The sequence below is a fragment of the Pseudomonas sp. P5_B3 genome (assembly GCF_056400405.1).
The window spans coordinates 41693-64544 of the sequence record NZ_JBFULI010000011.1 but is presented as its reverse complement, the minus strand read 5'-3'; the positions used below and the strand labels follow the sequence as shown (position 1 = coordinate 64544).

The following is a 22852-nucleotide window of genomic DNA, read 5'->3' as shown; positions in this document are numbered from 1 at the left end:
GCCGCTGAATCAGGATGGAGTGATGCCCATGATCCGATTGCCCATGCTCACCCCCCAGTCCCCCATGCGCCAGCCTTCTGCAAGTTGCTGTTTTTGCCAGGCTTGCAGGGCTTTATCGAGGTCGCCAATGTTGTCGATTGCCTGAGCCAGGAACAGTGCATTGCGGGCCGCCTTGGCCGTGCTTCCGGCGGTATGAGGTCGCGGCACAAAAGCGGCATCGCCGGTCAACAGCACACGCCCGAACACCATTTGAGGAACGTTGAGATCAAGGATCGCCTGGACAAAAATGTCCTTGGTCTGGCGAATCAATTCGCGAAAAGCCGGGTTCGCATGCCGCTCCGCCATTTCCCGTATGTAAGCCTCCTGCTCCGCAGCCAAAGCCCCCGGTGGAATGGAACGGCTACGCCGCTGGCCGTCGCGATCAGTGAGTACGGCGTCCAGTTCCGGCCCTTGCGCGGCTTTCAAATACCATAGCCAGTTGAACCGGCGCTCGCCAGGATCTACGGAGCCGTTCAAGCCCGGCACCATGTACTCCAACATCAGCGATCCAGGGTCCTGTTGAAAAACAAAATCCTGGTAAAGCTGCGTCCTGGCGAAGTCTGGAAGTCGGTCTTCATCAACAAGCCCACGCCAAACCACGTAGCCCGAATAGCTATGTTGCGTCCCGGGCAACACCCTGCTTCGCACGAATGAACCCGCACCATCGGCCCCCACCAGCAGGTCTGCCTCGGCACAACTGCCGTCGGCAAAAAACGCGGTCACTCGGTGCTCATTCTGAGCCAGATCCACCAGTGTCTTGCCACGGTGATAATGCTCGACAGGAAATGCAGAAAATAACGAGCCATACAGTGTGTTCCAGGACGTCTGCGTTTGCGGCATCGGTTCTTTATGCACGACGGTACCGGCTCGATCCAGATACAGACGATCATGGGACCGGACACCTAGCGCACGGGTATGTTGGATGCCCGCATAGCGGAAATGCTGCAAGACATCCGCTTGCAGAACAATGCCACCGCCACGGCTATCCATTGCCGCGGGGGATCGCTCGAAAACATCGACCTGCCAGCCAATCGCGCGCAACGCCGTGGCGGCAAACAGTCCTCCCAGAGAACCACCAATGACCAGGGCCTTTGGAACATCCGGACTCTTCATTACCCTTCTCCTTGCAGAGTGGTGATTCCCATACCAACCGTTTTGAGCTGCGTTATGCCAGCGCCGGATAGTCGATGTACCCCTTGGCGTCRCCACCAAAAAAGCTGTTGCCGTCCGCCAGATTGAGCTCGGTACGCCCGCGCAGGCGAGCCGGCAAGTCGGGGTTGGCAATGAACGGCCGACCGAAAGCGATGAGGTCGGCACGCCCCTGCGCGATGGCCAGTTCAGCGGTTTCTCCGTTGTAACCACCCGCCAGCATCAGAACGCCGTGGAAGTCAGTACGCAGCTGTTTGATGATGGCGTCCCAGCGCGGATCATTACTTTCATCGAGCACCGTGCCGACCATCATCGGTTCCACCAGGTGCAGGTAAGCGAGATTCCATTGATTGAGTCGGGAAGCGATGTAGCCAAAGGTCTGTTCCGGGGTGTCATCACCCATCCCCATGAAACGTCCCATCGGTGTCAGGCGCACAGCAACGCGTTCGGCACCTATTTCTTCGGCCACCGCTTGCACGACTTCGAGCAGTAGCCGCGCACGGTTTTCAATACTTCCACCGTAGCGATCGCTACGCTGATTGCTGGCACTGTTGATAAATTGGTCCAGCAGGTAGCCATTGCCCGCGTGGATTTCCACGCCGTCCATACCGGCCAGAAGCGCATTGCGCGCGGCCTTGCGGAAGTCGGAAACGATCGCTTCGATCCCCGGAATGTCCAGTTCCTGAGGGACAGGTACATCCCCCCACACCCCCTCACCCTTCTCATTCAGGATGAAGGTCTTGCCGGGGACCGGCTGTGCGGTCGGTGCCACCGGTAAGCCGCCGTTGGGTTGAAACACTGGGTGTGACACCCTCCCCACATGCCAGAGCTGCAGGAAAATGCGCCCGCCCTCTGCATGCACGGCTTCGCTGACCGCTTTCCAGCCGTGAATCTGCTCGTCGCTATGGATGCCGGGCGTCCAGGCGTAACCCTGACCCTGCTGCGAAATCTGAGTAGCCTCGGTAATGATCAACGCAGCACTGGCGCGCTGACGGTAGTACTCGACGTTCATCGATGTCGGTACGTTGCCGGGCTGCCCCGCCCGTGAGCGAGTCAGAGGGGCCATGGCGACACGGTGATTGAGGTTGAGTTGGCCGAGTTTGATTGGGTTGAACAAGTGATGAGGCATGATGATTTCCTGAATGGATAGGGATTGAACAAGCGGCTCAAGCTGCCTGGTTTCGTTTCAATATCTGGATCATTATTTCGGTGGGTTGCGCGCCACTGATCACGTCATCCGCGATCTGAATACTCGGCACCGAGCGCACACCGGATGCCTTGATTTGCTCTTCGAGTTTCAAGACTTCAGCAGTGCCTTTATCGGTGTTGAGAAAGTCGACAATGGCCCCTCGGTCCAGCCCTGTTTCGGCACCGATATCGGCCAACACATTAAGGTCGCCGATATCCCGCCCCTCGCCGAAGTACGCCTTGAAAATGGCCTTGACCAGCAATGAAGCGTCTTTACCCGCCTGTTGCTCCCGCCATACCAACCGATGCGCCGCCATGGTGTTGGGGGTTGTTTCGACACGCTCATAATGGAAGCCAAGGCCGACGGCCTTACCGGCGTGGGTGACCTGCGCGTCCATGGCCTGGCTGCGCGCCCAACTGCCGAACTTGCCAGAGCGATAGGCTTTACGATCCATGCCTCGAACAGGCATGTCCGCGTTCAATTGGTAAGGCAGGAAACTGATTTGGCGGTCAGTTGAAAAACCCGAAGCGGCAAGCGCTCGTTCGAGATTCACCTCACCGATCCAGCACCATGGGCAGATGAAGTCGTAAGTCACTTCAATAGTGGTTGAGTGCAAACTCATGACGGCCTCCGTGGTTGAATGTTTTCACATCCCCAAGGTAAGCGTCCGGTGCCCCCCGGAGAATCCGCCTGCCACGCAACGATGCTTTTCGCAAAACGCAACGATGAGGTGATCTGCGCGCCGGCGCACTGCCGTCGTTGCGCCCGGCGCAATGTAGCGTTGCGCCTTGACGGGGTACTCCATCGCAAGCGCTCTGCTTAAGCTCTCTGCGCAGAAAGTCTGCCGTACGCCAATCGCACGCGGCGGATTGAAAAATCTGTCGTTTACTCAGTTCGAGAGGTTAGGCGATGCAGCGCAAGACGATCATCGGTGCCGTTCTGGCGCTTGGCGTGGTGGGGATAGGGTTCGCGTTCTGGATGATGTGGAGGCCGCAAATAGCTACTGTCAGCCAGCCTCAGAGTGCCGGGCGCGAAACCCTGGACAGAGGCCGGCGCATCGTCGAAACGGGAGACTGCGCGGTCTGCCACACGCGGCCAGGAGGCGATTACATGGCGGGCGGATTGCCATTGAAAACGCCCTTCGGAACACTCTTCACCACCAACATCACCCCGGACCGGGAAACCGGTATCGGCAAGTGGTCGCTGGAGGCCTTTGAACGAGCCATGCGTGAAGGCATCGCCCGCGACGGTCACTTTCTCTATCCAGCTTTCCCGTACGTGCATTACCAAAGGTTGAATGATGCCGATATCGCGGATGCCTACGCCTTCCTGATGAGCGTGGACCCGGTCAAGTACACCGCACCTGAAAACCATATGGTTTTCCCCATGAACTTCCGTGCGCTGGTGTCTTTCTGGAACTTGCTGTTCCTGCATGGGGATCCGTTGGAACCACTTCCCGACCGGTCAGCGCAATGGAACCGCGGACGCTATCTGGTCGAAGGCGCGGGACACTGTTCATCCTGTCATTCGCCCCTGAATCTGATTGGCGGCGAGAAGAGCAGCGAACTGTTCAACGGCGGTATCGTCGACGGCTGGACGGCCCCCTCCCTGCGCGGGATGGCCGCAGCGCAACACCCCTGGAATGAAGCCCAATTGGTCGCCTATCTGACGGGCAAGGTCGCCGAAGATCACGGTGCAGCGGCGGGCCCGATGTTGCCGGTCAGCCTGAGCATCGCGCAATTGCCGGTTGAAGATGCCCATGCCATCGCCCGCTATATTCTTGACCTCAAAAAGACCTCTTCGCACGTGACGTCACCGCCCTGCCCCCCTGAGGCCAAGCCCAGTGCCCAGGCGCTGCCGGGCGCGGCGCTGTTCGAAGGTGCCTGCGAAAGTTGCCACGGCTCCGCCGCCCCTATGCGCGCCATTGAATCGAGGCCCGCTCTGGCAAACACCAGCGCAGTGACGGCGGACTCGCCACGTAACCTGATCCAAACCATCCTGCAGGGCATCCCGATGTCCAGCGCCGCTTTCAGCCACTACATGCCTGCCTTCGCAGACAGTCTGGATGACTCCCACCTTGTCGCAATTGCCGAGTACTTGCGCAACGAGAACTGCCCGAACAGACCCTGGACAGACCTCGACAAGACAATCAACAGCATTCGGGCTCAGGAGCAGCAACCGTGATCACACTCGACATCAACGGCAAGACGCATGAACTGGACATCCCGCAAGACATGCCGCTGCTGTATGCCCTGCGCAACCAGGTAGGACTCAATGGCGCGAAATACGGCTGCGGTTTGGGTCAGTGCGGCGCTTGCACCGTTTTAGTGAACGATAAACCGGTGTTTTCATGCCTGACACCCTGCGGCGCGCTGGCGGGCAAATCAGTGCGTACAGTGGAGAGCCTGGGCAGCGCCGACAAACCGGGGCCGTTGCAGAAAGCCTTTATCGACGAACAGGCGGCCCAGTGTGGTTATTGCATCGCGGGGATGATCGTACGAGCGCAGGCTCTATTGGAGGCCAACCCTCATCCGGACGATGAAACGATCCGTCGCCGCATGGCGCCCAACCTGTGCCGCTGTGGCACTCATGTGCGGATCCTCGCTGCGATCAAGTCGGTCATCGCGCAGGGAGACAAGGTATGAAGTCCTCAACGCAAAACGTCGATCTGAGCCGCCGCGCCTTCGTGATAAACGGCGCGTTGGTGATGGGGTTCGCCATGCTCCCGGGTATACCGCGCGCCTTCGCTGACACCGAAGTGGACACCTTGGGTACAGCGATCCTGGCGCCTGATCTGCCAGGCAGCCTGCGGGCCACGCCCTATCTGGACGCCTGGATCCGCATTGACGCGAAAGACGGCATCACCGTCTACACCGGCAAAGTGGAGCTGGGCACTGGCGTCAAGACCGCGCTCCTGCAGATCACCGCTGAACGCCTGGAAGTATCACCTGGTCTCATCCGCTTTCTCACTGCCGACACTGCGCTGACACCCAATGAGGGTTACACCGCCGGCAGCCATACGATCGTCGACAGCGGCACTGCATTGTTCAACGCCGCCGCCCAGGTGCGTCAGTTGTTACTCGAATCCGCGGCAAGCCAATGGCGATGCAACATCGACAGCCTGAGCACGCGGGATGCTGTGATCTACGATGGGCAAGGCCACAGCATGACCTACACACAAGCGGTGGTCGGGGTTCAATTGCATCGCTTTGCATCGGCGAGTTCCCCCTTCAAGCCAGCCAGCAGTTTCACCCTGATCGGCAAATCATTGCCTCGGCTGGACATCCCGGACAAAGTCAGCGGCGGTTCGGCCTATGTGCAGGACATGCGCCTGCCCGATATGCTGCATGCCCGCGTGATACGTCCACCCCGGCGCGGCAGTCAGCTTCTGGACATTGACGAAGCCGCCCTCAACAAACTCCCCGGTGTGGTAAAGCTGATCCGCAACGGCAGTTACCTCGCCGTGGTCGCTACCGATGAGTGGCTAGCGGTCAAAGCGATGCGCGAGGGCTACGCCACTGCCCGCTGGACAGAAGGTAATCCGCTACCTGACTCGACACATATCCATCAACTCCTCACCGAACTGCCAGCGCGGCGCTACCCGGTGAGCGCCAAGGGTCACCTCACGCAACCTGAGTCGCGTGCGTACAAGGCACGGGTGACCAAGCAATACCTGATGCACGGTTCCATCGGGCCGTCTTGCGCTGTGGCCCGGTTCAAGGATGGGACGCTGACCGTCTGGACCCACACCCAGGGTGTTTATCCTCTGCGCATGGGCATCGCCGAGATGCTGGGTCTGCCTGTGCAGCAGGTACGCTGCATCCATGCTGAAGGCTCCGGCTGCTATGGTCACAACGGCGCCGATGACGCCGCCGCCGATGCCGCGTTGATCGCCATGGCCCTGCCTGGCAAGCCAATACGGGTGCAATGGATGCGCGAACAGGAAAATCTCTGGGAGCCCTACAGCTCGGCAATGCTCGCCGAAGTGGAAGCGGGACTGGACGACAGCGGGCGTCTTCGTGACTGGAAATACGAGCTCTGGAGTACTCCGCACAACGAACGCATCGTCAATGCCGGGCGCCTGTTACCGGCGTGGCTATTGGCCAAACCTTTCACCCCTGCACCTTCAGTCCCGATCGCCCAACCCGAGGGTGATGGCGACCGTAACGCAGTTCCGTTGTATGAGATACCCAACCTGCAGGTTGACCTGAATTTTGTGCTGACCATGCCATTCAGGACTTCGGCCATGCGTTCGCTCGGTGCCCATATCAACGTGTTCGCCATCGAAAGCACGGTGGATGAACTGGCGGCTCGGGCCGCAGTGGATCCGGCGCAATTTCGCCTGAATCACTTGAGCGATCCGCGTGCACGGGCGGTGGTGGAGCGCGTGGCCAGTGCGTTCCGCTGGCCGCAAAAAGCAACAGGCCCCGGCAGCGGAATCGGCTTCGCCTTCGCACGCTATAAAAACATCATGGGTTACTGCGCCATCGCCGTGCAGTTACATGTACAGCGCCAGACCGGGCAAGTGACGATTGATCGGGTGGTTGCCGCCGTCGACGTGGGACAAATTGTCAGCCCCGATGGGCTGCTCAATCAGATTCAGGGCGGCATCGTGCAGTCCGCCAGCTGGACGCTCTATGAACGAATCCTCTATGACGCCAGTGGCCTGCATAGCTTCGATTGGAGTGGCTATCCGATCTTGCGTTTTCCCGAGGTGCCGAAACAGGTCGAGGTCCACATGATCGATCAGCCGGATCAGCCATTTCTCGGTGCCGCGGAAATCGTCCAGGGACCCATGGCCGCAGCGCTGGGCAACGCCATCAGCGATGCCACCGGCAAGCGATTGCTTGATCTTCCACTGGCTCGACGTGGCTGGCAGGAATCGTTGGGATCATGAGCGATCCTGACGTGCTGAATCGGTCGCCTATCGCACACTCGGAATAAAAAAAGGCGGTGAAGGATCACTTGCACCGCCCTACCCCAATCAAGGGAAATGTTTCTCTTCTATAAAACATGCCGTTGGAAGAGAACGGCATGTACACGCAACACTCCTCAAAGCGCCGCCTGTCAGTCAAGCGGGCCGCTGACCCGCTGAATATACTTTCACTTGCGTTCTATCGGATAACGCCTAAAACAATGCCAACTGGTAATTAATGATTATCCGATTTTCGTCTTGTTGGCGGGTGTTCGGGATGTTGTTTCGTACCATTGCGTTTTTCCACATGACGCCAATGCCTTTTAACGGTCCCGATTGCACGACATAGGCCAGCGTTATATCGCGTTCCCACTCACTGGAATTGCTGGAAGCGATGGTATTGATGTCATCACCTTTAACGTATACAACTCCCGCCGTCGCACCGGGCAAGCCCAGTTTCGCGAAGTCAAAAGCGTAGCGTGCTTGCCAGGACTTCTCGCCAGCGTGCACGAATTTCTGAACCTGCATTTCCGTGATGGTGTAAGTGGTCGGACCGTCACCCTGGTTTAAATAAGGGAAATCGCTTTTTCCGTTGCTAACCTCATAGCCGGCTCCGAAGGTGTGCCCGGCAACGGCATAGGCAAATAATCCACTGAACAGGTTATTGTCGACTTTGCCTTTTATCGTATTGCCGCCGTAGTAGCCTGTCGTAAAGTAAGCAGGGTCATGGCCGTTCGCACCATCATCCTGGCTATTGAAATATCGAATATCACTGGTCAGCACGCCCGAACCGATTGCCCAGTTATGAATCAGTCCTAGAAAGTGTTGCTTATAAAAATCTTCAAGGTTGCCGTAATAATATTGCAAGGTCAGATCTTTGGTCAGTTTGTAATCGCCGCCCGCATAAATGAATTTATTACTGAAGCGACCGGTGACAGGATTGTTGGCACCCGCAATTGACATGTTTTCGATATTGCTGRAGTTCCGGCCCTTGACCCCGTCAATTTGCCCTCCTACCAGGGTCAGATCCCTGATATCCGCGGAGGTAACCTGGGTTCCCTGCCAGGTTTGCGGCAGCAAACGCCCGTCATTGCTGAAGATAACCGGCAGTTTCGGGACCAGAGTACCCAGCTTCAACTCGGTCTTGGATATCTTCACTTTCCCGGTCAATGCAAGGCTGGAAAAATCGTCAACCGCATGGTCGCCGTCGCTTGGAAACACCACGCCACCGAAATTGGTACCCGTTGGATTGCCATGCTTGCCGGCGCTTGAGTCGAGCTTTACGCCCAACATGCCTAAAGCATCGACACCAAATCCTACAGGGCCTTGGGTGTATCCGGAGATGAATTCCACCTGGAAAGCCTGCCCCCATTCCGCTTGATAACTTTGATTGGCGGCTTGCTGCGCGGGTGTTGCAGAGTCACGATAATCGCTGTTGATATAGTAATTGCGCAGTTTAAGCGCAGCCTTACTATCATCAATGAAACCAGCCGCATGGGCTTGCTGCGCCAATACACACATGGCAGCCGCAACGGTCAAAGTACATTTCATTTATGTGCACCCAAGTCGAGGTTATTATTTTTGTATTAACTATTCAGCTATTTTTCAGGCACAAATGCCCCAACAGCACATGGAGCATAAGCGCCGTCATTCAGGAATTATTTAATGCAGACAGTAACTACATGGATCAATCAGCTTTGAACTGAGCCTTCCATGTTGCCGGCGTACCCAGTTCAGAGTCGACCAACTGATTTTCGAATCGATTGCGCTCACTGATGGCACTGGCGGAGCGATCGGTAATGGAAAACCAGCAAATACCGATGAATGCTACGGCCATTGAAAACAGGGCCGGATATTCATAAGGGAACCAGGCTTGCTGATGATGCAGGATCTTGACCCAAACGGTTGGACTGAGAATGCACAGGGTAATTGCCGATACCAGCCCCAGCGATCCGCCAATCACGGCGCCACGGGTCGTCAAGCCTTTCCAGTAGATCGATAACAACAGTACCGGAAAGTTTGAACTTGCGGCGATGGAGAACGTTAAGCTCACAATAAAGGCGATGTTTTGCTTTTCAAACGCAATCGCCAGGAGGATCGACAACACACCCAGTACGATGGTCGTAACACGAGAGACGCGCATTTCGTCACGGTCGCTGGCGGTGCCGCGGCGCAAAGCATGTGCATAGAGATCATGAGAAACAGCTGACGAGCCAGCCAGGGTCAACCCTGCCACTACCGCCAATATCGTCGAGAACGATACCGCACACATGAATCCGAGGAAGACATTACCGCCGACGTTATGGGCGAGGTGAATCGCAACCATGTTAACGCCACCCAATATTCCACCTGATGCATCGTGATAGGCGGGATTGCTGGCAACCAGGGCAATGGTGCCAAAGCCAATGATGACAATCAGCGCATACCCTATGCCGACAAGACCGGAGGCATAAAGAATGCTTTGGCGCGCGGCTTTAACATCACCGACGGTGAAAAACCGCATGAGAATATGTGGAAGACCTGCCGTACCGAAGACCAGTGCCAACCCCAGGGAAATGGCGGATATCGGGTCGGTAATCAAACCTCCGGGGCTCATGATTGCCCCATGGGTTGGATGAACCTGAGTGGCTTGAGTGAACAATTGGTTCAGGCTGAATCCGAACTCGGATAACACCATGAAAGCCATGAAAACACAGCCGGTCAGCAGTAATACTGCCTTGATGATCTGAATCCAGGTAGTTGCCAGCATCCCGCCAAAGAACACATAGACGACCATCAGCGTACCGACGAGCAGTACAGCCGCGGTGTAATCAAAGCCGAACAGCAGTTCCACCAGTTTTCCAGCGCCTACCAGTTGAGACACCAGGTAAAGCAGCACGATCACGATAGAGCTGGACGCCGCAAAAGCTCGTATGGGTCTTTGCTTCAGTCTGTAGGACAGAACGTCCGCCAGGGTGTAGCGCCCAAGGTTGCGCAATGGCTCCGCGATCAGGAATAGAATGATCGGCCAGCTTGCAAGAAAGCCGATTGAGTAGATCAGCCCATCGAAGCCACTGGTAAAAACCAGGGCGGAGATGCCCAGTAACGACGCTGCGGACATGTAGTCTCCGGCGATGGCCCAACCATTCTGGAAACCGGTAATTTTGCCGCCTGCCGCATAGTGATCGGCAACACTATTGTTTTTACGCGCGGCCCATCGTGTGACAAATAGAGTGAATACGACGAACGCCAGGAACATGCCTATGGCAATGGGGTTATGTTTGGGAGCTGCGGCGGGGACATCGCTCGCGTATACAGTTGCCGAAACAAGGATGGCCGAGAATGTGATAAGAAGACGCTTCATTTTTTGAAGCTCCTGATGATTGTTTTTATTTTTGGGTCGTAGCAGGTGTTGGTGCGCCATACGTAGACAGCAACGAGAAGAACCGTAAAGGCGAGCATTGCGAAGCCAATCGGCACGCCCCACGTCATGGGTTGACCTTCGGTGATAGGTGTACCCATGCGGGCAGGAATAAAGGCCAGCGAAAGAATAAAGCCGAAATATACCGCCAGCATGAGAGCAGTCATGCTCCACGAAAATATTCGTCGCTGTTTTACCAATGCACGAAACTGCGGGTTTTCGAAAATCGGATTTTGAATAGTGTCCTCAAGCTTTTCAGCGGACACGGCCGGGCCACCGTCTTGCGGATATGCATGTTCCATGGTTCTCTCCTGCGAAGGGCGTGTAACTGAATTAAAACTTCACGGGCACTGCGGTTTCACGCATCACGGCTTCTGGAGTCCGGTACAACTCAGCCATTTCGCGCTCTTGCTCGCTTTTCAATTGCGCCTGCATATACGCGCCAAGATGCCTGGCGTGCTGAACTATCGAGGCGCCGAAACGGCAGCGTTGCTGGCTATAGTCCGCCAAGGCATCTTCAACGGATGCATGTCGCTCAAGTGCTTCGACGATTGCCAAGGCATCGCCGGCCGCCTTGGTGACACCCATCCCGCAATGAGGACGGACCACAAATGCAGCGTCGCCGAGCAACGCGACTCGTCCGAAATTCATCTTCGGTACTTCCAGGTCGTAAATCGGCTGAAACAGCGGTTGCGTCGCTTTCTTCACGACTTCGGCAAACTGCGGGGCAAGTAGCGTATCGGCGGACTTATACATATTGGCGAGCACATCACGACGTATCAGTGCTGGAGGAATTCCACCTTCAAACTGTTTACCGCTCTCATCCCGGAGCAGATCCTTCAACTCATCGTCGCCGCTGGTGCGGTACCAGACAAAGTTGTAACGACGCTCTCCTGCAAGGGTGCTGTTCGACTGGCCAGCAACCGGATACCCCAAAATTTGCTCGCGCGGGGGTAAACAGAACGCAAATTTATCGAAGAGCGATGCGTGGGTGGAGTCGCAAAGAACACCTTCATCGACCAACCCGCGCCATGCAATATAGCCGGCGTATTGCAGGTGTAAGTCAGGCAAAAGCTGCTGGCGAATCGTCGACCGGAATCCATCGGCAGCAATAATGATGTCCGCTTGATGAGTGGTGCCATCAGCCAATGTGACACTGGCATGGGACTCCGTACTTTCGACCGAGACGACGCTGCCACCGCAACGATAGAGCGAGTCTGGAAAAGCGGCGCGAAGAACCTGGTACATCTTCCCCCACGCAGTCAGCGTTTGCGGGAGCGCATTCTCGAGTACGACATCGCCGTCCTGGTCCAAAGTGACGCGCGACAGCACATCGATACCTACCGACGCATCGAGTGGGATACCCGCTGCAGCCATCGCCTCGAACAATTCAGGGTGTGTAACGATCCCTGCGCCACGTCCAGCGAGTTCGTCCGGAACACGTTCGAAGACTTCTACATCCCAACCTTTGCGTAGCAACATGTTCGCTGCAAACAGACCTCCCAGCGAACCACCTACGACAATAGCGCGGCGCTTGTTCGATATATCGATCATGGCTGCACCTCCACAGTCGCAGCGGCATGGGCGGTGTAGGAGCCGACGGCTTCAATCTCGGAGGCCGGGAAGTTGAGTTCGATGGTGACACCGCTAGGATCTTCGATGAAGACCTGATGCAGGCCCAGGCTCGGAACGGTGCGATCACGCCAGGCAATGCCTTGCGCTTTGAAGACGCTCCAGAACTCAACCAGGCCTGTTACCAGAAAAGCAATGTGATCAACGGTCCCAGTGCCCTTCAGCGGGATTTCCTTGTCGCCGAGATACTTCTTCAGGCCCTCGCGGTTGGAGGGATCGATCCCGATAATGTGGACCGTACCAAAGTCTTGCTCATCCCCTCCCATGTACAACCACACGCCAGGAAAGTCGAACGGCGGCCGGTAGCCAGGGGTGAAACCGAGCACCTTTTCATAAAATTGGCTGGACTTTTCCAGGTCGAACGACCGGATCGAGTAATGAGCGAGTTTTCGGACTTGCATGGCGCCTCCAACAGTTTTTTGTAGTTATTTATCAGTCGATAAACAGTAAGGCCTGACGAAATTGAAGTAAATAGCCGCGGGACCAAATTTTTTGAGGACGGCCCCTGAACCACGTCGTGGTGGCGTCTCGGCAGGGCGAGTTCCAGGTGTTTGGAAAGGGCTTTTCAGAGCGAAATAGCGGGATGCACGCCCTCCCGCCACCTATCCAGCTAAAGGCTGAAACAGGTGATGAGTGGTCGACAAAAAGAAGGGTGGAAGCAGGATGTCATCAGGTGGGCAAGCGGAAAAATCAATTCAAGCGAGGCTTTTCGCCGAGGTCGTTGTCGACCTGAGCCAATACATGGGGACCGCCATTGAGGAACGCATCGACCATCTGCTCTATCAGCGCGTCAATGTCCTCGGTCACTGGAAGATCGTAGATCCATTTGCGCACGCCAATATAGAAAATGCTGGCATGCAAACTCCAGATCAGTTCGAGCTCTTTTTCATTGATCGTTTCACCGCAGGAAGGCGCCAGACCATGGGCATGGCGAATTTCCGCAATAACAGGAATGAAGACTCGCTCACGCAATTTGGCCAGATACCGATCGTTGATGCCTTCACGGGTCAACCCGGCGAAAACGAAGATGYGAATCCATTCTCGCCGCAAAATCACGTTTGCGTATGAGGTATAGAAACGAACCAGGCGAGCCTGAAGGGGTTGCGAACGATCCTTGATTATCGTCTCCCAAGAGGCATCCCACTGATATACCTCGTCGTAAACACGGTCGATCAATGCCTCTTTGCTGGGGAAATAGCGGTAGAGCAACGGCTGGGTAACGTCCAGTTGCCGCGCCAGCTCACGGGTGCTTCCCGAGAATCCGCACGTCGCAAAGTGCTCGATGGCTTTGTGCACGATCTGCTTTTCCCGGACCTCTGGAGAAAGGCGCCGAGTCGCCGCTTTGACGGTGCCCTGTGAGTCCGCTGATTTTTCCGGCGTTCTCTCGTCTACGTTTTTTGAGTCTTGCATAACGCCTCACTAGAGCTTCATCGAGGCATCATACAAAACAAAAGAATGCGCTGGCTATGAACCCGACCCGGCTTCTGAGGACGCCAGCAGATCAATTCCCGGGGAGGTGTTCAGGCCCCAGTAATTCACTGATGAAATCGATAAACGCATTGACGCGTCTGGAGCCGCGATGATTGGGAAGATACAGCGCGGAAATGGCCGAACTTGCATCGTTGGGATTGATCACAAAAGACTCGAACAACGACGTCAAGTCGCCGCTGTCGATATCATCGTCGACGAGCCAATCCGGTAACAGCGCCACCCCACCGCCGGCCAGTACAACTTCGCGCAAAACCTCCGCATTGTTGCTTTTGAAGCGGCCGTCAATGGGCACTCGCGTCTCCTCACCGTCCTTTTGGAACGTCCAGACCTGCTGCTTTGCCCCGTAACTGAAGCGCATGCACTCGTGCTGCAGCAGGTCCAGAGGCTGTTCGGGAAAGCCATGCGTATTCAAGTACGCGGCGCTGGCAACCGCCCGACGCCGAAAATGACCGATGGGACGACTGACCACACCATCCATCGCTGCTGCCGATCCCAACCGTATCGATAGATCGACGCGCTCGCCGAGCAACTCGACGATGTCGTCAGAAAGTGTCATGTCCAACACCAACTGCGGGTAACGTTTCAAAAGCGAGGCGATATGCGGAGCAATGAGACGCCGTCCAAGCGCCACCGGCACCGAAATACGCAGATGCCCCGCAGGGATTTCCCCACGGTCAGTGACTGAGGCATCCGCTTCGGCCACAGCATTGAGCACCTCCCGCGCTTTCAAATAGTAGGCGGCCCCGGCATCTGACAATGAGATTTGACGGGGGGAGCGGTTAAGCAGGACAGCGCCCAGTTCAGCCTCAAGCCCATCGATCATCCGGGTTACAGATGACGTAGCCATGCCTAATTGTCGTGCGGCAGAAGAAAAACCCTTCGAATCCACCGCCTGGACGAACATTTTCAATGCGAGCAGCTTGTCCATGACACTCCTTGAGTTACCGGGCGCTGACTGGGAACGGTGCGCCTATTGAATCACTGATTGGATTTGATGACGAACTTGGGGCTCCCTCCCCAATCGTTTGTTCAGGCGACGGATTTACTCAGTGGGTCTGCCCGCTTCTACGGGACACCATCAAGAACGCGATCAGAGTGGCCAGTGACAATGCACTTCCGACTGCGGCAATCGCCAACCAGCTGAAGTGTTCATAAAGCGAGCTGGCCACCGAGGAGCCGATCGCCCCGCCAATGAAGATGCTGATCATGTACAACGCATTCAGACGGCCTCGGTTGGCAGTGCCCAAGGCGTAGACGGCTCGTTGCCCAAGCACCATGTTCATCTGCACGGCAAAATCCAGCGCGATACCCGTAACCGCTAACCCGATCACACCGTAAAAAGGATTGATGAAGGCCGGCAGGAAACTCACTGCACCCAATATCATCGCCAACTGTGAGGCTCGTCGAGTGTGCCCCGCATCAGCGAGTCGACCACTGATAGGTGCGGCGATTGCGCCGATGGCGCCGACCAGAGAGAAAATCGCAATCTGACTTTGCGTGAGGCCGAACTCACGGCTCAATACCAGGGGGACAGCGGTCCAGAACAAGCTGAACGCCGCAAACATCAACCCTTGATAGAGCGCTCGTTGACGCAATACCGGCTCACGGTAAAACAATTGTCCAAGGGACTTCAGCAACTGCCCATACGACGCGCGATGGGTCGGTTGCCATTTGGGCATGGTCATGCCGATCACCATGGAGATGACGAACATCAACGCAGCCGCGCCGATAAATACTGCCCGCCAGCCAAAATGATCAGCAACCAGGCTCGACAGCGGACGCGCAAGCAGGATCCCCAACAGCAAGCCCCCCATGATCCCGCCCACCACTCGGCCGCGAGACTCTTCCGGCGTCAGATGCGCGGCCAATGGAATCAGCATCTGCACGCAGACCGAGCTGAAACCGATGAGTGCCGAGACGACAAGAAACACACTCGGTTGCCTGGCCAAACCAGCGGCGATCAGGCTGAAGATTGTAACCACGATCGTCGCGATCATCAGTCGGCGGTTTTCCATGAGGTCCGCCAAGGGAACCAGGAAAAACAATCCGAGTGCGTAACCAATTTGAGTCAGCGATACGATAAAGCTGGCGCTGCCATTCGACATGCCGATATCCGGGGCGATCAAGCTGATAATCGGTTGTGCGTAATAGATGTTGGCCACGATGGCACCACAACAAAACGCAAAGAGAAGCACCATTCCCCTCGTCATTGAAGCTTTTGTTATCGCCGCTGCTGTGCCGCTGGTTGAAACGCTCATGCCATGAACTCCTGAGGTTCGACCGCGGTGACTTTCCAATGAAGGTCACCCGCCTGATGATTGTCAGGTCACAAAGTAGGCGGCACGCCCCACCGAGAGAATACGGACATGGCGCAATGTCATGTTGCGTCGTGCGCAAAAGCTGCCTGGGCGCAATCAACGCCTCCCGTGTGCATCATTGGCGTATATAAGCGGGATACTTCATTGCCCGCACTCAACTTTCGAGGTCGATGCCCATTGGGCGGGTAAAAATGAAATTTCTGAGTAAGGCGAAACACATCGTGACGCTAAATCTTCGAGTTGGCTTTTACTCTGACTCGAAGCCGTATCAGAAACCGCTCGACTTCCCTGCCCCTCAGTCTCAGCTAAGTTTCGACCCGTATCGTCTCCCTTGCGCAACTTCGGCGCTGCACAGGAGAGGCAACCCGCCCATGAAACCCGTTACAGCCGGATGGCTCAACAAAGTACCCGAGGTGACCCTGTCATTCTGGGTGATCAAGATCTTGTCCACGACGGTGGGTGAAACCGGCGCGGACTTTCTCGCCGTCGATGCCGGCCTCGGCCTGGGCTGGACCAGCGTCGGCATGGCGACATTGCTGGCCATCGCCCTCTTCATACAGACGCGCAAAACCGCCTGTTCGCCCTGGATCTACTGGCTGACCGTGGTGCTGGTGAGCATCGTCGGGACGCAGCTCACCGACATCCTGACCGATGTACTCGACGTTAGCCTGTACACCAGCACCGCCGTGTTTTCAGTCCTGCTGGCACTCAATTTTCTCGTCTGGTACCGGGTGGAGCACAACCTGTCGATCCGCGAGATCGTCACCCCGCGCCGGGAGTGGTTCTACTGGACGACCGTGCTCTGCACCTTTGCCCTCGGTACGGCAGCCGGTGACCTGGCCACCGAGGCCCTGGGTCTGGGCTTCACCCTCGGCGCGGTGATTTTCGCCGCGCTGCTCGCCGCGACATTAGTAGCCTGGCGCCTGGGGGCCAGCGTGGTGCGGTCATTCTGGGTCGCCTACATCCTGACCCGTCCGTTCGGTGCTTCTCTGGGCGACTTGCTGACCCAGTCCAAGACTTACGGTGGCCTCGGCATGGGCGCCACCTGGACCAGCGCGATCTTCCTGTGCGTCATCGTCCTGTTGGTTGCGGTAGCGCAGATCAGCGTCGGCAACCGCAAGCCCGTCACTCAGTAACACTTAATAGTCCATCAAGGAATCGTCATGCGCCCTTTTCAAAACATCATTCGTCACGTCGCCATTGTCTCGTCGATCTTTCTGCTGAGCATCGCCGCCGGCTGCTCGAAACCCGCCGACAAACCTGCTGCGGGCGCCACATCCGGTGCGATGAGTGCCCAAACCCAATCCGGTTCAAAACTGGGTGACCTGTCCGAGTTCCGTACTATCGCCGCCGACGTAGCCGCGATCGTCGATAAAAACGATCTGCCGGGTGCGAAAGCCCGCATCAAGGACCTGGAGAGCGCCTGGGACTCCGCCGAAGCTGGCATCAAGCCGCGCGCTGCGAGCGACTGGCATGTAGTGGACAAGGCCATTGACCGCGCGCTCGACGCGTTGCGCGCCAGCAGTCCGCAACAGAGCAATTGCAAGGCCCGCATGAACGAGCTGATGAAGGCCTTCGATTCGATGAAAGGCGTGTAATAACCGGGCGGACAAACGCCGGTACAGGTGCTTCAATACAGGCGCGACGGTCATGGCCGCCGCGCCTTTTTTTCGGAGCGGGACATGCGCATATTGCTGGTCGAAGATGACCCGATGATCGGAGACGCCATCCAGGGCGCACTGAGTGATGCGAGCTACGCGACCGACTGGGTGAAAAACGGCCTTACCGCACTCTCGGCGCTGCAGACCCAGCCCTACGACCTGGTGCTGCTGGACCTCGGATTGCCAGGCAAGGACGGGCTCGATGTGCTCGACAGCATTCGCGCCCGCAACAACCCGGTGCCTCTGCTGATCATCACCGCACGGGACAGCCTCGACGATCGCCTGCGTGGCCTCGACGGTGGTGCCGACGACTACCTGCTCAAACCCTTCGACATGGCCGAGTTGCTGGCCCGCATGCGCGCTGTGCTGCGCCGTAACGGCGGGAGCGCCCAGTCATTGCTGGACAACGGTGTGGTGGCGCTGGACCTGGTGTCGAAACAGGCGAGCACTGCCGAGAACCCCGACGTGCAACTGTCCAGCCGCGAGTTCGCCTTGTTACAGGCCCTGCTGATCCGCCCGGGGGCGATCCTCTCGCGCAGCGAACTCGAAGACCGCCTCTACGGCTGGGGCAACGAAGTGGAAAGCAACGCGGTGGAGTTTCTGATTCATTCGCTGCGACGCAAGCTGGGCAACCAGGTCATCAAGAACGTCAGGGGTATGGGATGGATGGTTTCAAAAAGCGCTTGAGCGACTCGGTGCAGGTACGGCTGTCGGTCGCACTGTCGCTGGCCATCCTGATCGTGGCGGTGCTGGCCGGGATGTTTGCGTTCGTCTCGGCCCTCGACGAAGCCCACGAAATGCAGGACGACACCTTACGTCAGGTGGCCATCCTGTTCGATCGGCAGCAGATGACCCTGCACTACCCCGCTACCGAAAAAATCGCCGGTGACGACGAAGAATCCAGGGTCATCGTGCAATACCTGGCCGACAGCAGCAAAGCCGCCGGCAACCACGACGACAGCGTCATACCGCTGCCCTTCTCCACGACGCTGGCCGATGGCTTGTCGACATTGAATATCGCTGGCGAAGACTTTCGCGCACTGGTCAGGACCACCGCCCGGGGCGAGCGCATCGTCGTCGCCCAGGAGACGGGGGTTCGCGACAAGGAGGCGCGCGAGAGCGCCTTGCGCAGCCTGCTGCCGTTTCTCATTCTGTTTCCGGTGCTGTTGCTGGTGGTGAGCGATCTGGTGCACAAGCTGTTTCGCCCCATTGCCACCCTCTCCGATGACCTGGACCGACGCGACAAACAGGCCCTGCACCCTATCGACGAACACCATCTGCCAACCGAGATCCGCCCTTTCGTCGTGGCCATCAATCGCTTGCTGGCGCGGGTTGCGCAGTCCATGGAAACCCAGCGGCGCTTCATTGCCGACGCCGCCCACGAACTGCGCTCACCCATGACAGCCCTGTCTCTGCAAGCCGAGCGACTGAAAGCCACACCCATGCCGACGCAAGCCGTCGAGCGCCTGTTGCCGCTGTCCTGCGGCATTGAGCGCAGCAGAAAGCTGATCGATCAGTTGCTGGCCCTGGCCGCCGCGCAATCGAACGCCGAGCGGCCGCAAACCACGGTTTCGGTGCATGAGGTCTATCGACGGGTGCTGGAGGACCTGTTGCCCCTGGCGGAACGCAAGAACATCGACATCGGTGTTGAAGGCACCGAAGACGTGCAGCTCGTCATCAACGAAATGGACCTGCTGATACTGGTCAAGAACCTGGTGGACAACGCGATCCGCTACACCCCTTGTGGCGGACGCGTCGACCTGTCGGTGGCGCTCGCACAGGAAATCGTAATCCTTCAGGTCAAGGACTCCGGCCCGGGCATCACCGCCGATGAACAAGTGCGCGTGTTCGACCCGTTCTATCGCAGCGTGGGCACCGAAGAAGCAGGCTCGGGGCTGGGCTTGTCCATCGTCAGGGCCATCGCCGAGCGCACGGGGGCTCGGGTGCGCTTGAGCTTTTCGGACGAGACGAACAAGCGCGGGTTATGTGTGTCAATCGAGCTGAAAAGAGGCTCAGACTAGATCCCTATGTATCACAGTGTGTAAACGCGAACGCTCGATACACAGGCTTTCATCCGCCCGGCGATTCGACACAGGCCGGATACGTTGCCGCGTTTCAATGCAAGTAAGGTTTGAAGGGGCTCCGACCGGACCCCTGACCCATGGCTGGTAATGGAGACATCCCATGAAGATGGCATTGCGCAACAGCAACACCGGCAACACTCGCCGCCACCTGGTCGGCCCTTCGATCCTTGCGCTGACCCTGTTCGGCGCTCTTGGCGCAGCTCACGCGCAAACGGCCGCCACCACGCAGCCAGCGGCGACCCCGGCCGCTACCACGCAGGTGGCGCCCTTGCCCTTCGGCCCGCTCAAGCATGTCAACGCCGGACTGCTGAATGTGGCGTACGCCGAAACTGGCCCGACCAACGGCCCGGTGGTGATCCTGCTCCACGGCTGGCCGTACGACATTCACAGCTATGACGAGGTCGCGCCGTTGTTGGCCGCCAAGGGCTATCGGGTGCTGATGCCCTATGCGCGCGGCTATGGCGATACGCGTTTCCTGTCCGTAGAAACCCAGCGCAACGGCCAGCCGGCTGCGCTGGCCAGTGATGTCATCGATTTCATGGACGCCCTGAAGATCAAACAAGCGGTGCTCGGTGGCTATGACTGGGGTGCGCGTTCGGCCGATATTGTCTCGGCGCTGTGGCCGGAGCGGGTCAAGGCACTGGTCTCGGTCAGCGGTTATCTGATCGGCAATCAGGCAGCCGGCAAGAACCCGCTGCCACCCAAGGCGGAATTGCAGTGGTGGTATCAGTTCTACTTCGCCACTGACCGTGGTCGCGCCGGTTACGAGAGAAACACCCACGACTTCGCCAAGCTGATCTGGCAACTGGCTTCGCCGAAATGGGCGTTCGATGACGCCACCTTCGACCGCAGCGCCAGGGCACTGGATAACCCGGACCATGTCGACATCACCGTGTTCAACTACCGCTGGCGCCTGGGCCTGGTCCAGGGCGAGAGCCGGTACGATGCGCTGGAGCAGAAACTGGCCACGGCGCCGTCCATCAGCGTGCCGACCATTACCCTGGAAGGCGATGCCAACGGCGCACCGCACCCGGCCCCCGAAGACTATGCCAAGCGGTTCACCGGTAAATACGAGTTCCGGCTGATCAACGGCGGCATCGGCCACAACCTGCCGCAGGAAGCTCCGCAGGCGTTCGCCAAGGCGGTGATCGATGCGGATCATCTTTGAGGGCTGATCCGGCATTCGCCTGATGTTGCCGAATAACCACCTTCGTGGGCACGGTTCCTTGTAGGAGCCAGCTTGCTGGCGATGGTCGTAAACGATAACGCGTGTGAACTGGATAAACGCGGTGCACTTGAGTCCATCGCCGGCAAGCCGGCTCCTACAGGTATTGCTGCGGCAAACATGAGCTATCTTTTCAGCGACTCACCTGCATCAGGTGACCGCTGACAAGTCAGGACGCTTTATGATTCGTTTGCCTCGACGCCATGCCCTCTTTGCCTTGACCTTTGCCAGTACGCTCGCCGCCACTTCTCTGCCGGGGGCACAGAGCCGCGCTGTCGAAGTCACAGCCGCCAGCGCGGTCGCGGGCCCCGTCGTCGGCACCAAAGTCACTGAGCCGTACGTGCGCATGATGGCGCGCGAGGCGTATTTCTGGGGTTGGCCGATGGCCAACATCTTCAATCGTCGCCAGGCGTTCAAAGACCTGCCCGAACCCGGTTTGTTGGGCGGCATCGTGCCCGTGGCCCCGATCAACCGGTTGTCGATGCTCGGCGACTACATCGACCCGGCCGAGCGGCTGGTGGCCTGTCCGAACCAGGACGTAGTGTACGGCGCCGGCAGCATCGCCCTGGACATTGAGCCGGTGGTGCTGCAAGTGCCGGACTTCGACGGCCGTTTCTGGGTGTATCAGGTGGTCGACCTGCGTTCCGACAGCTTTGCCGAACTGGGCAAAATGTATAACACCCAACCGGGTTTCTACCTGCTGGTCGGCCCGGACTGGAACGGCAAGGTGCCGCCCGGCATCAAACGGGTGTACCGGGCGCGCACCAACACCGGGTTCGTGATCCCGCGGGTATTCCTGGATGACACCGCTACCGACCGTCTGGCTGTGCAGCCGGCACTGTCGGGTATCGACATGTACCCACTGTCGCAGTACGACGGCAAGATGAAGAAGCGTGCCTGGGCCAGGCTGCCGAAATTCCCGGCCCAGGCTTCCGAAGGCAGCGCCGAAACCAAATGGGTGGTACCGGAGAGTTTCTTCGACGAACTGCCGGCCCTGCTCAAGGATGCCAAGCCATTGCCGGGCGAAGAAGCCCGCTACGCGCAAATGGCCGCCCTCGCGGCCATCGCCAAGGCCGACCCTAAACTTCGGGCCGCGATGATCGACGAAGCGAAGAAGGCCGACAGCGAAGTGATCGACCCGCTGTTGCAGTTCCGCAACTATGGCCTGCAATTGCCCGATCACTGGAGCACAGTGAGCAACGGCGCAGCGTTCGGCACCGACTATTTCAGCCGTACCGCCGTGGCGCGCTCGAACATTTTCGTGAACCAGCAGAAAGAGGCCAAATACTTCTACCAGGACCTGGATGAGAACGGCCTGCGCCTCAACGGTCAGTACGGTTACAGCGTGACATTCGCCAAAGGCAAGCTGCCGCCGGTCAGAGGCTTCTGGTCGCTGACGCTGTACAACGAACAACATTTCTTCGTCCCGAATGCCCTCAAGCGCTATTCCATTGGCACCAGGAACAAGTCCCTGCAAACCAACCCTGATGGCTCGCTGACCCTTTACGTGCAAAGCGAATCACCCGGCAAGGACAAGGAAAGCAACTGGCTGCCCTCGCCCGGGGACGCCAACTTTTCGCTGTACATCCGGGCTTACTGGCCAGAGTCCGAAGCACTCAACGGCCAATGGACCCCACCGCCCGTGGTCAAAACGAACTGAACCGGATTAAACACAAATCCCTGTGGGAGCGAGCTTGCTCGCGATGGCGGCATGTCAGCCGACATCATTATTGAATGTACCGGCCTCAT

The 22852-nt window shown here is 57.8% G+C and carries 21 protein-coding genes; 10 read left to right on the top strand and 11 right to left on the bottom strand.

Annotation, left to right across the window (positions count from 1 at the left end):
• Positions 1-9: 9 nt before the first annotated feature.
• The 3 genes from AC1DRN_RS09575 to AC1DRN_RS09565 are packed head-to-tail and all read right to left on the bottom strand — an operon-like array spanning position 10 to position 2999.
• A complete protein-coding gene (locus AC1DRN_RS09575) occupies positions 10-1152 on the bottom strand; it encodes an FAD binding domain-containing protein (protein WP_223457935.1) in 1143 nt (380 codons plus the stop codon).
• 52 nt (positions 1153-1204) lie between these two features.
• Complete coding sequence (locus tag AC1DRN_RS09570; RefSeq protein WP_223457937.1) at positions 1205-2317, bottom strand: alkene reductase; 1113 nt, start codon at positions 2315-2317, stop codon at positions 1205-1207.
• 37 nt (positions 2318-2354) lie between these two features.
• Positions 2355-2999 carry a DsbA family oxidoreductase gene (locus AC1DRN_RS09565; protein WP_223457940.1) on the bottom strand — a complete coding sequence of 215 codons (645 nt, stop codon included), beginning with the start codon at positions 2997-2999 and terminating at the stop codon, positions 2355-2357.
• 287 nt (positions 3000-3286) lie between these two features.
• Between AC1DRN_RS09565 and AC1DRN_RS09560 the strand changes: the two genes are divergently transcribed.
• From AC1DRN_RS09560 to AC1DRN_RS09550, 3 genes are read left to right on the top strand one after another with little or no spacing between them, the layout of a single operon-like run.
• Positions 3287-4561, top strand: coding sequence for a c-type cytochrome (locus AC1DRN_RS09560; RefSeq protein WP_457265894.1), 1275 nt, complete (start codon positions 3287-3289; stop codon positions 4559-4561).
• Positions 4558-5022, top strand: coding sequence for a (2Fe-2S)-binding protein (locus AC1DRN_RS09555; RefSeq protein ID WP_223457944.1), 465 nt, complete (start codon positions 4558-4560; stop codon positions 5020-5022). Before AC1DRN_RS09560 ends, AC1DRN_RS09555 begins: the two co-directional genes overlap by 4 nt.
• On the top strand, positions 5019-7274 hold the full coding sequence (locus AC1DRN_RS09550) for a xanthine dehydrogenase family protein molybdopterin-binding subunit (protein ID WP_223457946.1): 2256 nt from the start codon (positions 5019-5021) through the stop codon (positions 7272-7274). The genes AC1DRN_RS09555 and AC1DRN_RS09550 overlap by 4 nt, the downstream gene beginning before the upstream one ends.
• Before the next feature lie 231 nt (positions 7275-7505).
• Here AC1DRN_RS09550 and AC1DRN_RS09545 read toward each other — a convergent pair whose 3' ends face one another.
• The 8 genes from AC1DRN_RS09545 to AC1DRN_RS09510 form a co-directional block, all read right to left on the bottom strand.
• Entirely contained in the window at positions 7506-8843 is a 1338-nt protein-coding gene (locus AC1DRN_RS09545; protein ID WP_477786684.1) for an OprD family porin, read from the bottom strand.
• Between the two features lie 136 nt (positions 8844-8979).
• Positions 8980-10635, bottom strand: a complete 1656-nt coding sequence (locus tag AC1DRN_RS09540; protein ID WP_223457950.1) for a cation acetate symporter — start codon at positions 10633-10635, stop codon at positions 8980-8982.
• On the bottom strand, positions 10632-10994 hold the full coding sequence (locus tag AC1DRN_RS09535; protein ID WP_223457952.1) for a DUF485 domain-containing protein: 363 nt from the start codon (positions 10992-10994) through the stop codon (positions 10632-10634). The genes AC1DRN_RS09540 and AC1DRN_RS09535 overlap by 4 nt, the downstream gene beginning before the upstream one ends.
• 31 nt (positions 10995-11025) lie before the next feature.
• Positions 11026-12246: an FAD binding domain-containing protein gene (locus AC1DRN_RS09530; RefSeq protein WP_223457954.1), complete on the bottom strand. Its 1221-nt coding sequence runs from the start codon at positions 12244-12246 to the stop codon at positions 11026-11028.
• Complete coding sequence (locus AC1DRN_RS09525; protein WP_457265895.1) at positions 12243-12725, bottom strand: VOC family protein; 483 nt, start codon at positions 12723-12725, stop codon at positions 12243-12245. Before AC1DRN_RS09525 ends, AC1DRN_RS09530 begins: the two co-directional genes overlap by 4 nt.
• Before the next feature lie 289 nt (positions 12726-13014).
• Positions 13015-13734, bottom strand: coding sequence for a TetR/AcrR family transcriptional regulator (locus AC1DRN_RS09520; protein WP_477786683.1), 720 nt, complete (start codon positions 13732-13734; stop codon positions 13015-13017).
• Between the two features lie 91 nt (positions 13735-13825).
• Entirely contained in the window at positions 13826-14743 is a 918-nt protein-coding gene (locus AC1DRN_RS09515; RefSeq protein ID WP_457265896.1) for a LysR family transcriptional regulator, read from the bottom strand.
• Positions 14744-14861: 118 nt separating this feature from the next.
• Positions 14862-16073 (bottom strand): MFS transporter, encoded by a 1212-nt coding sequence (locus AC1DRN_RS09510; RefSeq protein ID WP_457265897.1) that lies wholly within the window; start codon positions 16071-16073, stop codon positions 14862-14864.
• 431 nt (positions 16074-16504) lie between these two features.
• Here AC1DRN_RS09510 and AC1DRN_RS09505 point away from each other — a divergent pair, with 431 nt between their 5' ends.
• From AC1DRN_RS09505 to AC1DRN_RS09475, 7 genes are all read left to right on the top strand, one after another.
• Positions 16505-17269, top strand: a complete 765-nt coding sequence (locus tag AC1DRN_RS09505; RefSeq protein WP_457265899.1) for a COG4705 family protein — start codon at positions 16505-16507, stop codon at positions 17267-17269.
• Between the two features lie 27 nt (positions 17270-17296).
• Positions 17297-17731 carry a hypothetical protein gene (locus tag AC1DRN_RS09500; protein ID WP_223457966.1) on the top strand — a complete coding sequence of 145 codons (435 nt, stop codon included), beginning with the start codon at positions 17297-17299 and terminating at the stop codon, positions 17729-17731.
• Between the two features lie 84 nt (positions 17732-17815).
• Entirely contained in the window at positions 17816-18481 is a 666-nt protein-coding gene (locus AC1DRN_RS09495) for a response regulator (protein WP_223457967.1), read from the top strand.
• Entirely contained in the window at positions 18457-19815 is a 1359-nt protein-coding gene (locus AC1DRN_RS09490; protein ID WP_457265900.1) for an ATP-binding protein, read from the top strand. Before AC1DRN_RS09495 ends, AC1DRN_RS09490 begins: the two co-directional genes overlap by 25 nt.
• A gap of 163 nt (positions 19816-19978) precedes the next feature.
• Positions 19979-21046 (top strand): alpha/beta fold hydrolase, encoded by a 1068-nt coding sequence (locus AC1DRN_RS09485; protein ID WP_457265901.1) that lies wholly within the window; start codon positions 19979-19981, stop codon positions 21044-21046.
• 72 nt (positions 21047-21118) lie between these two features.
• A complete protein-coding gene (locus AC1DRN_RS09480; protein ID WP_457265923.1) occupies positions 21119-21268 on the top strand; it encodes a hypothetical protein in 150 nt (49 codons plus the stop codon).
• 16 nt (positions 21269-21284) lie between these two features.
• Positions 21285-22763 carry a DUF1254 domain-containing protein gene (locus AC1DRN_RS09475; RefSeq protein WP_457265902.1) on the top strand — a complete coding sequence of 493 codons (1479 nt, stop codon included), beginning with the start codon at positions 21285-21287 and terminating at the stop codon, positions 22761-22763.
• Positions 22764-22852: the final 89 nt, after the last annotated feature.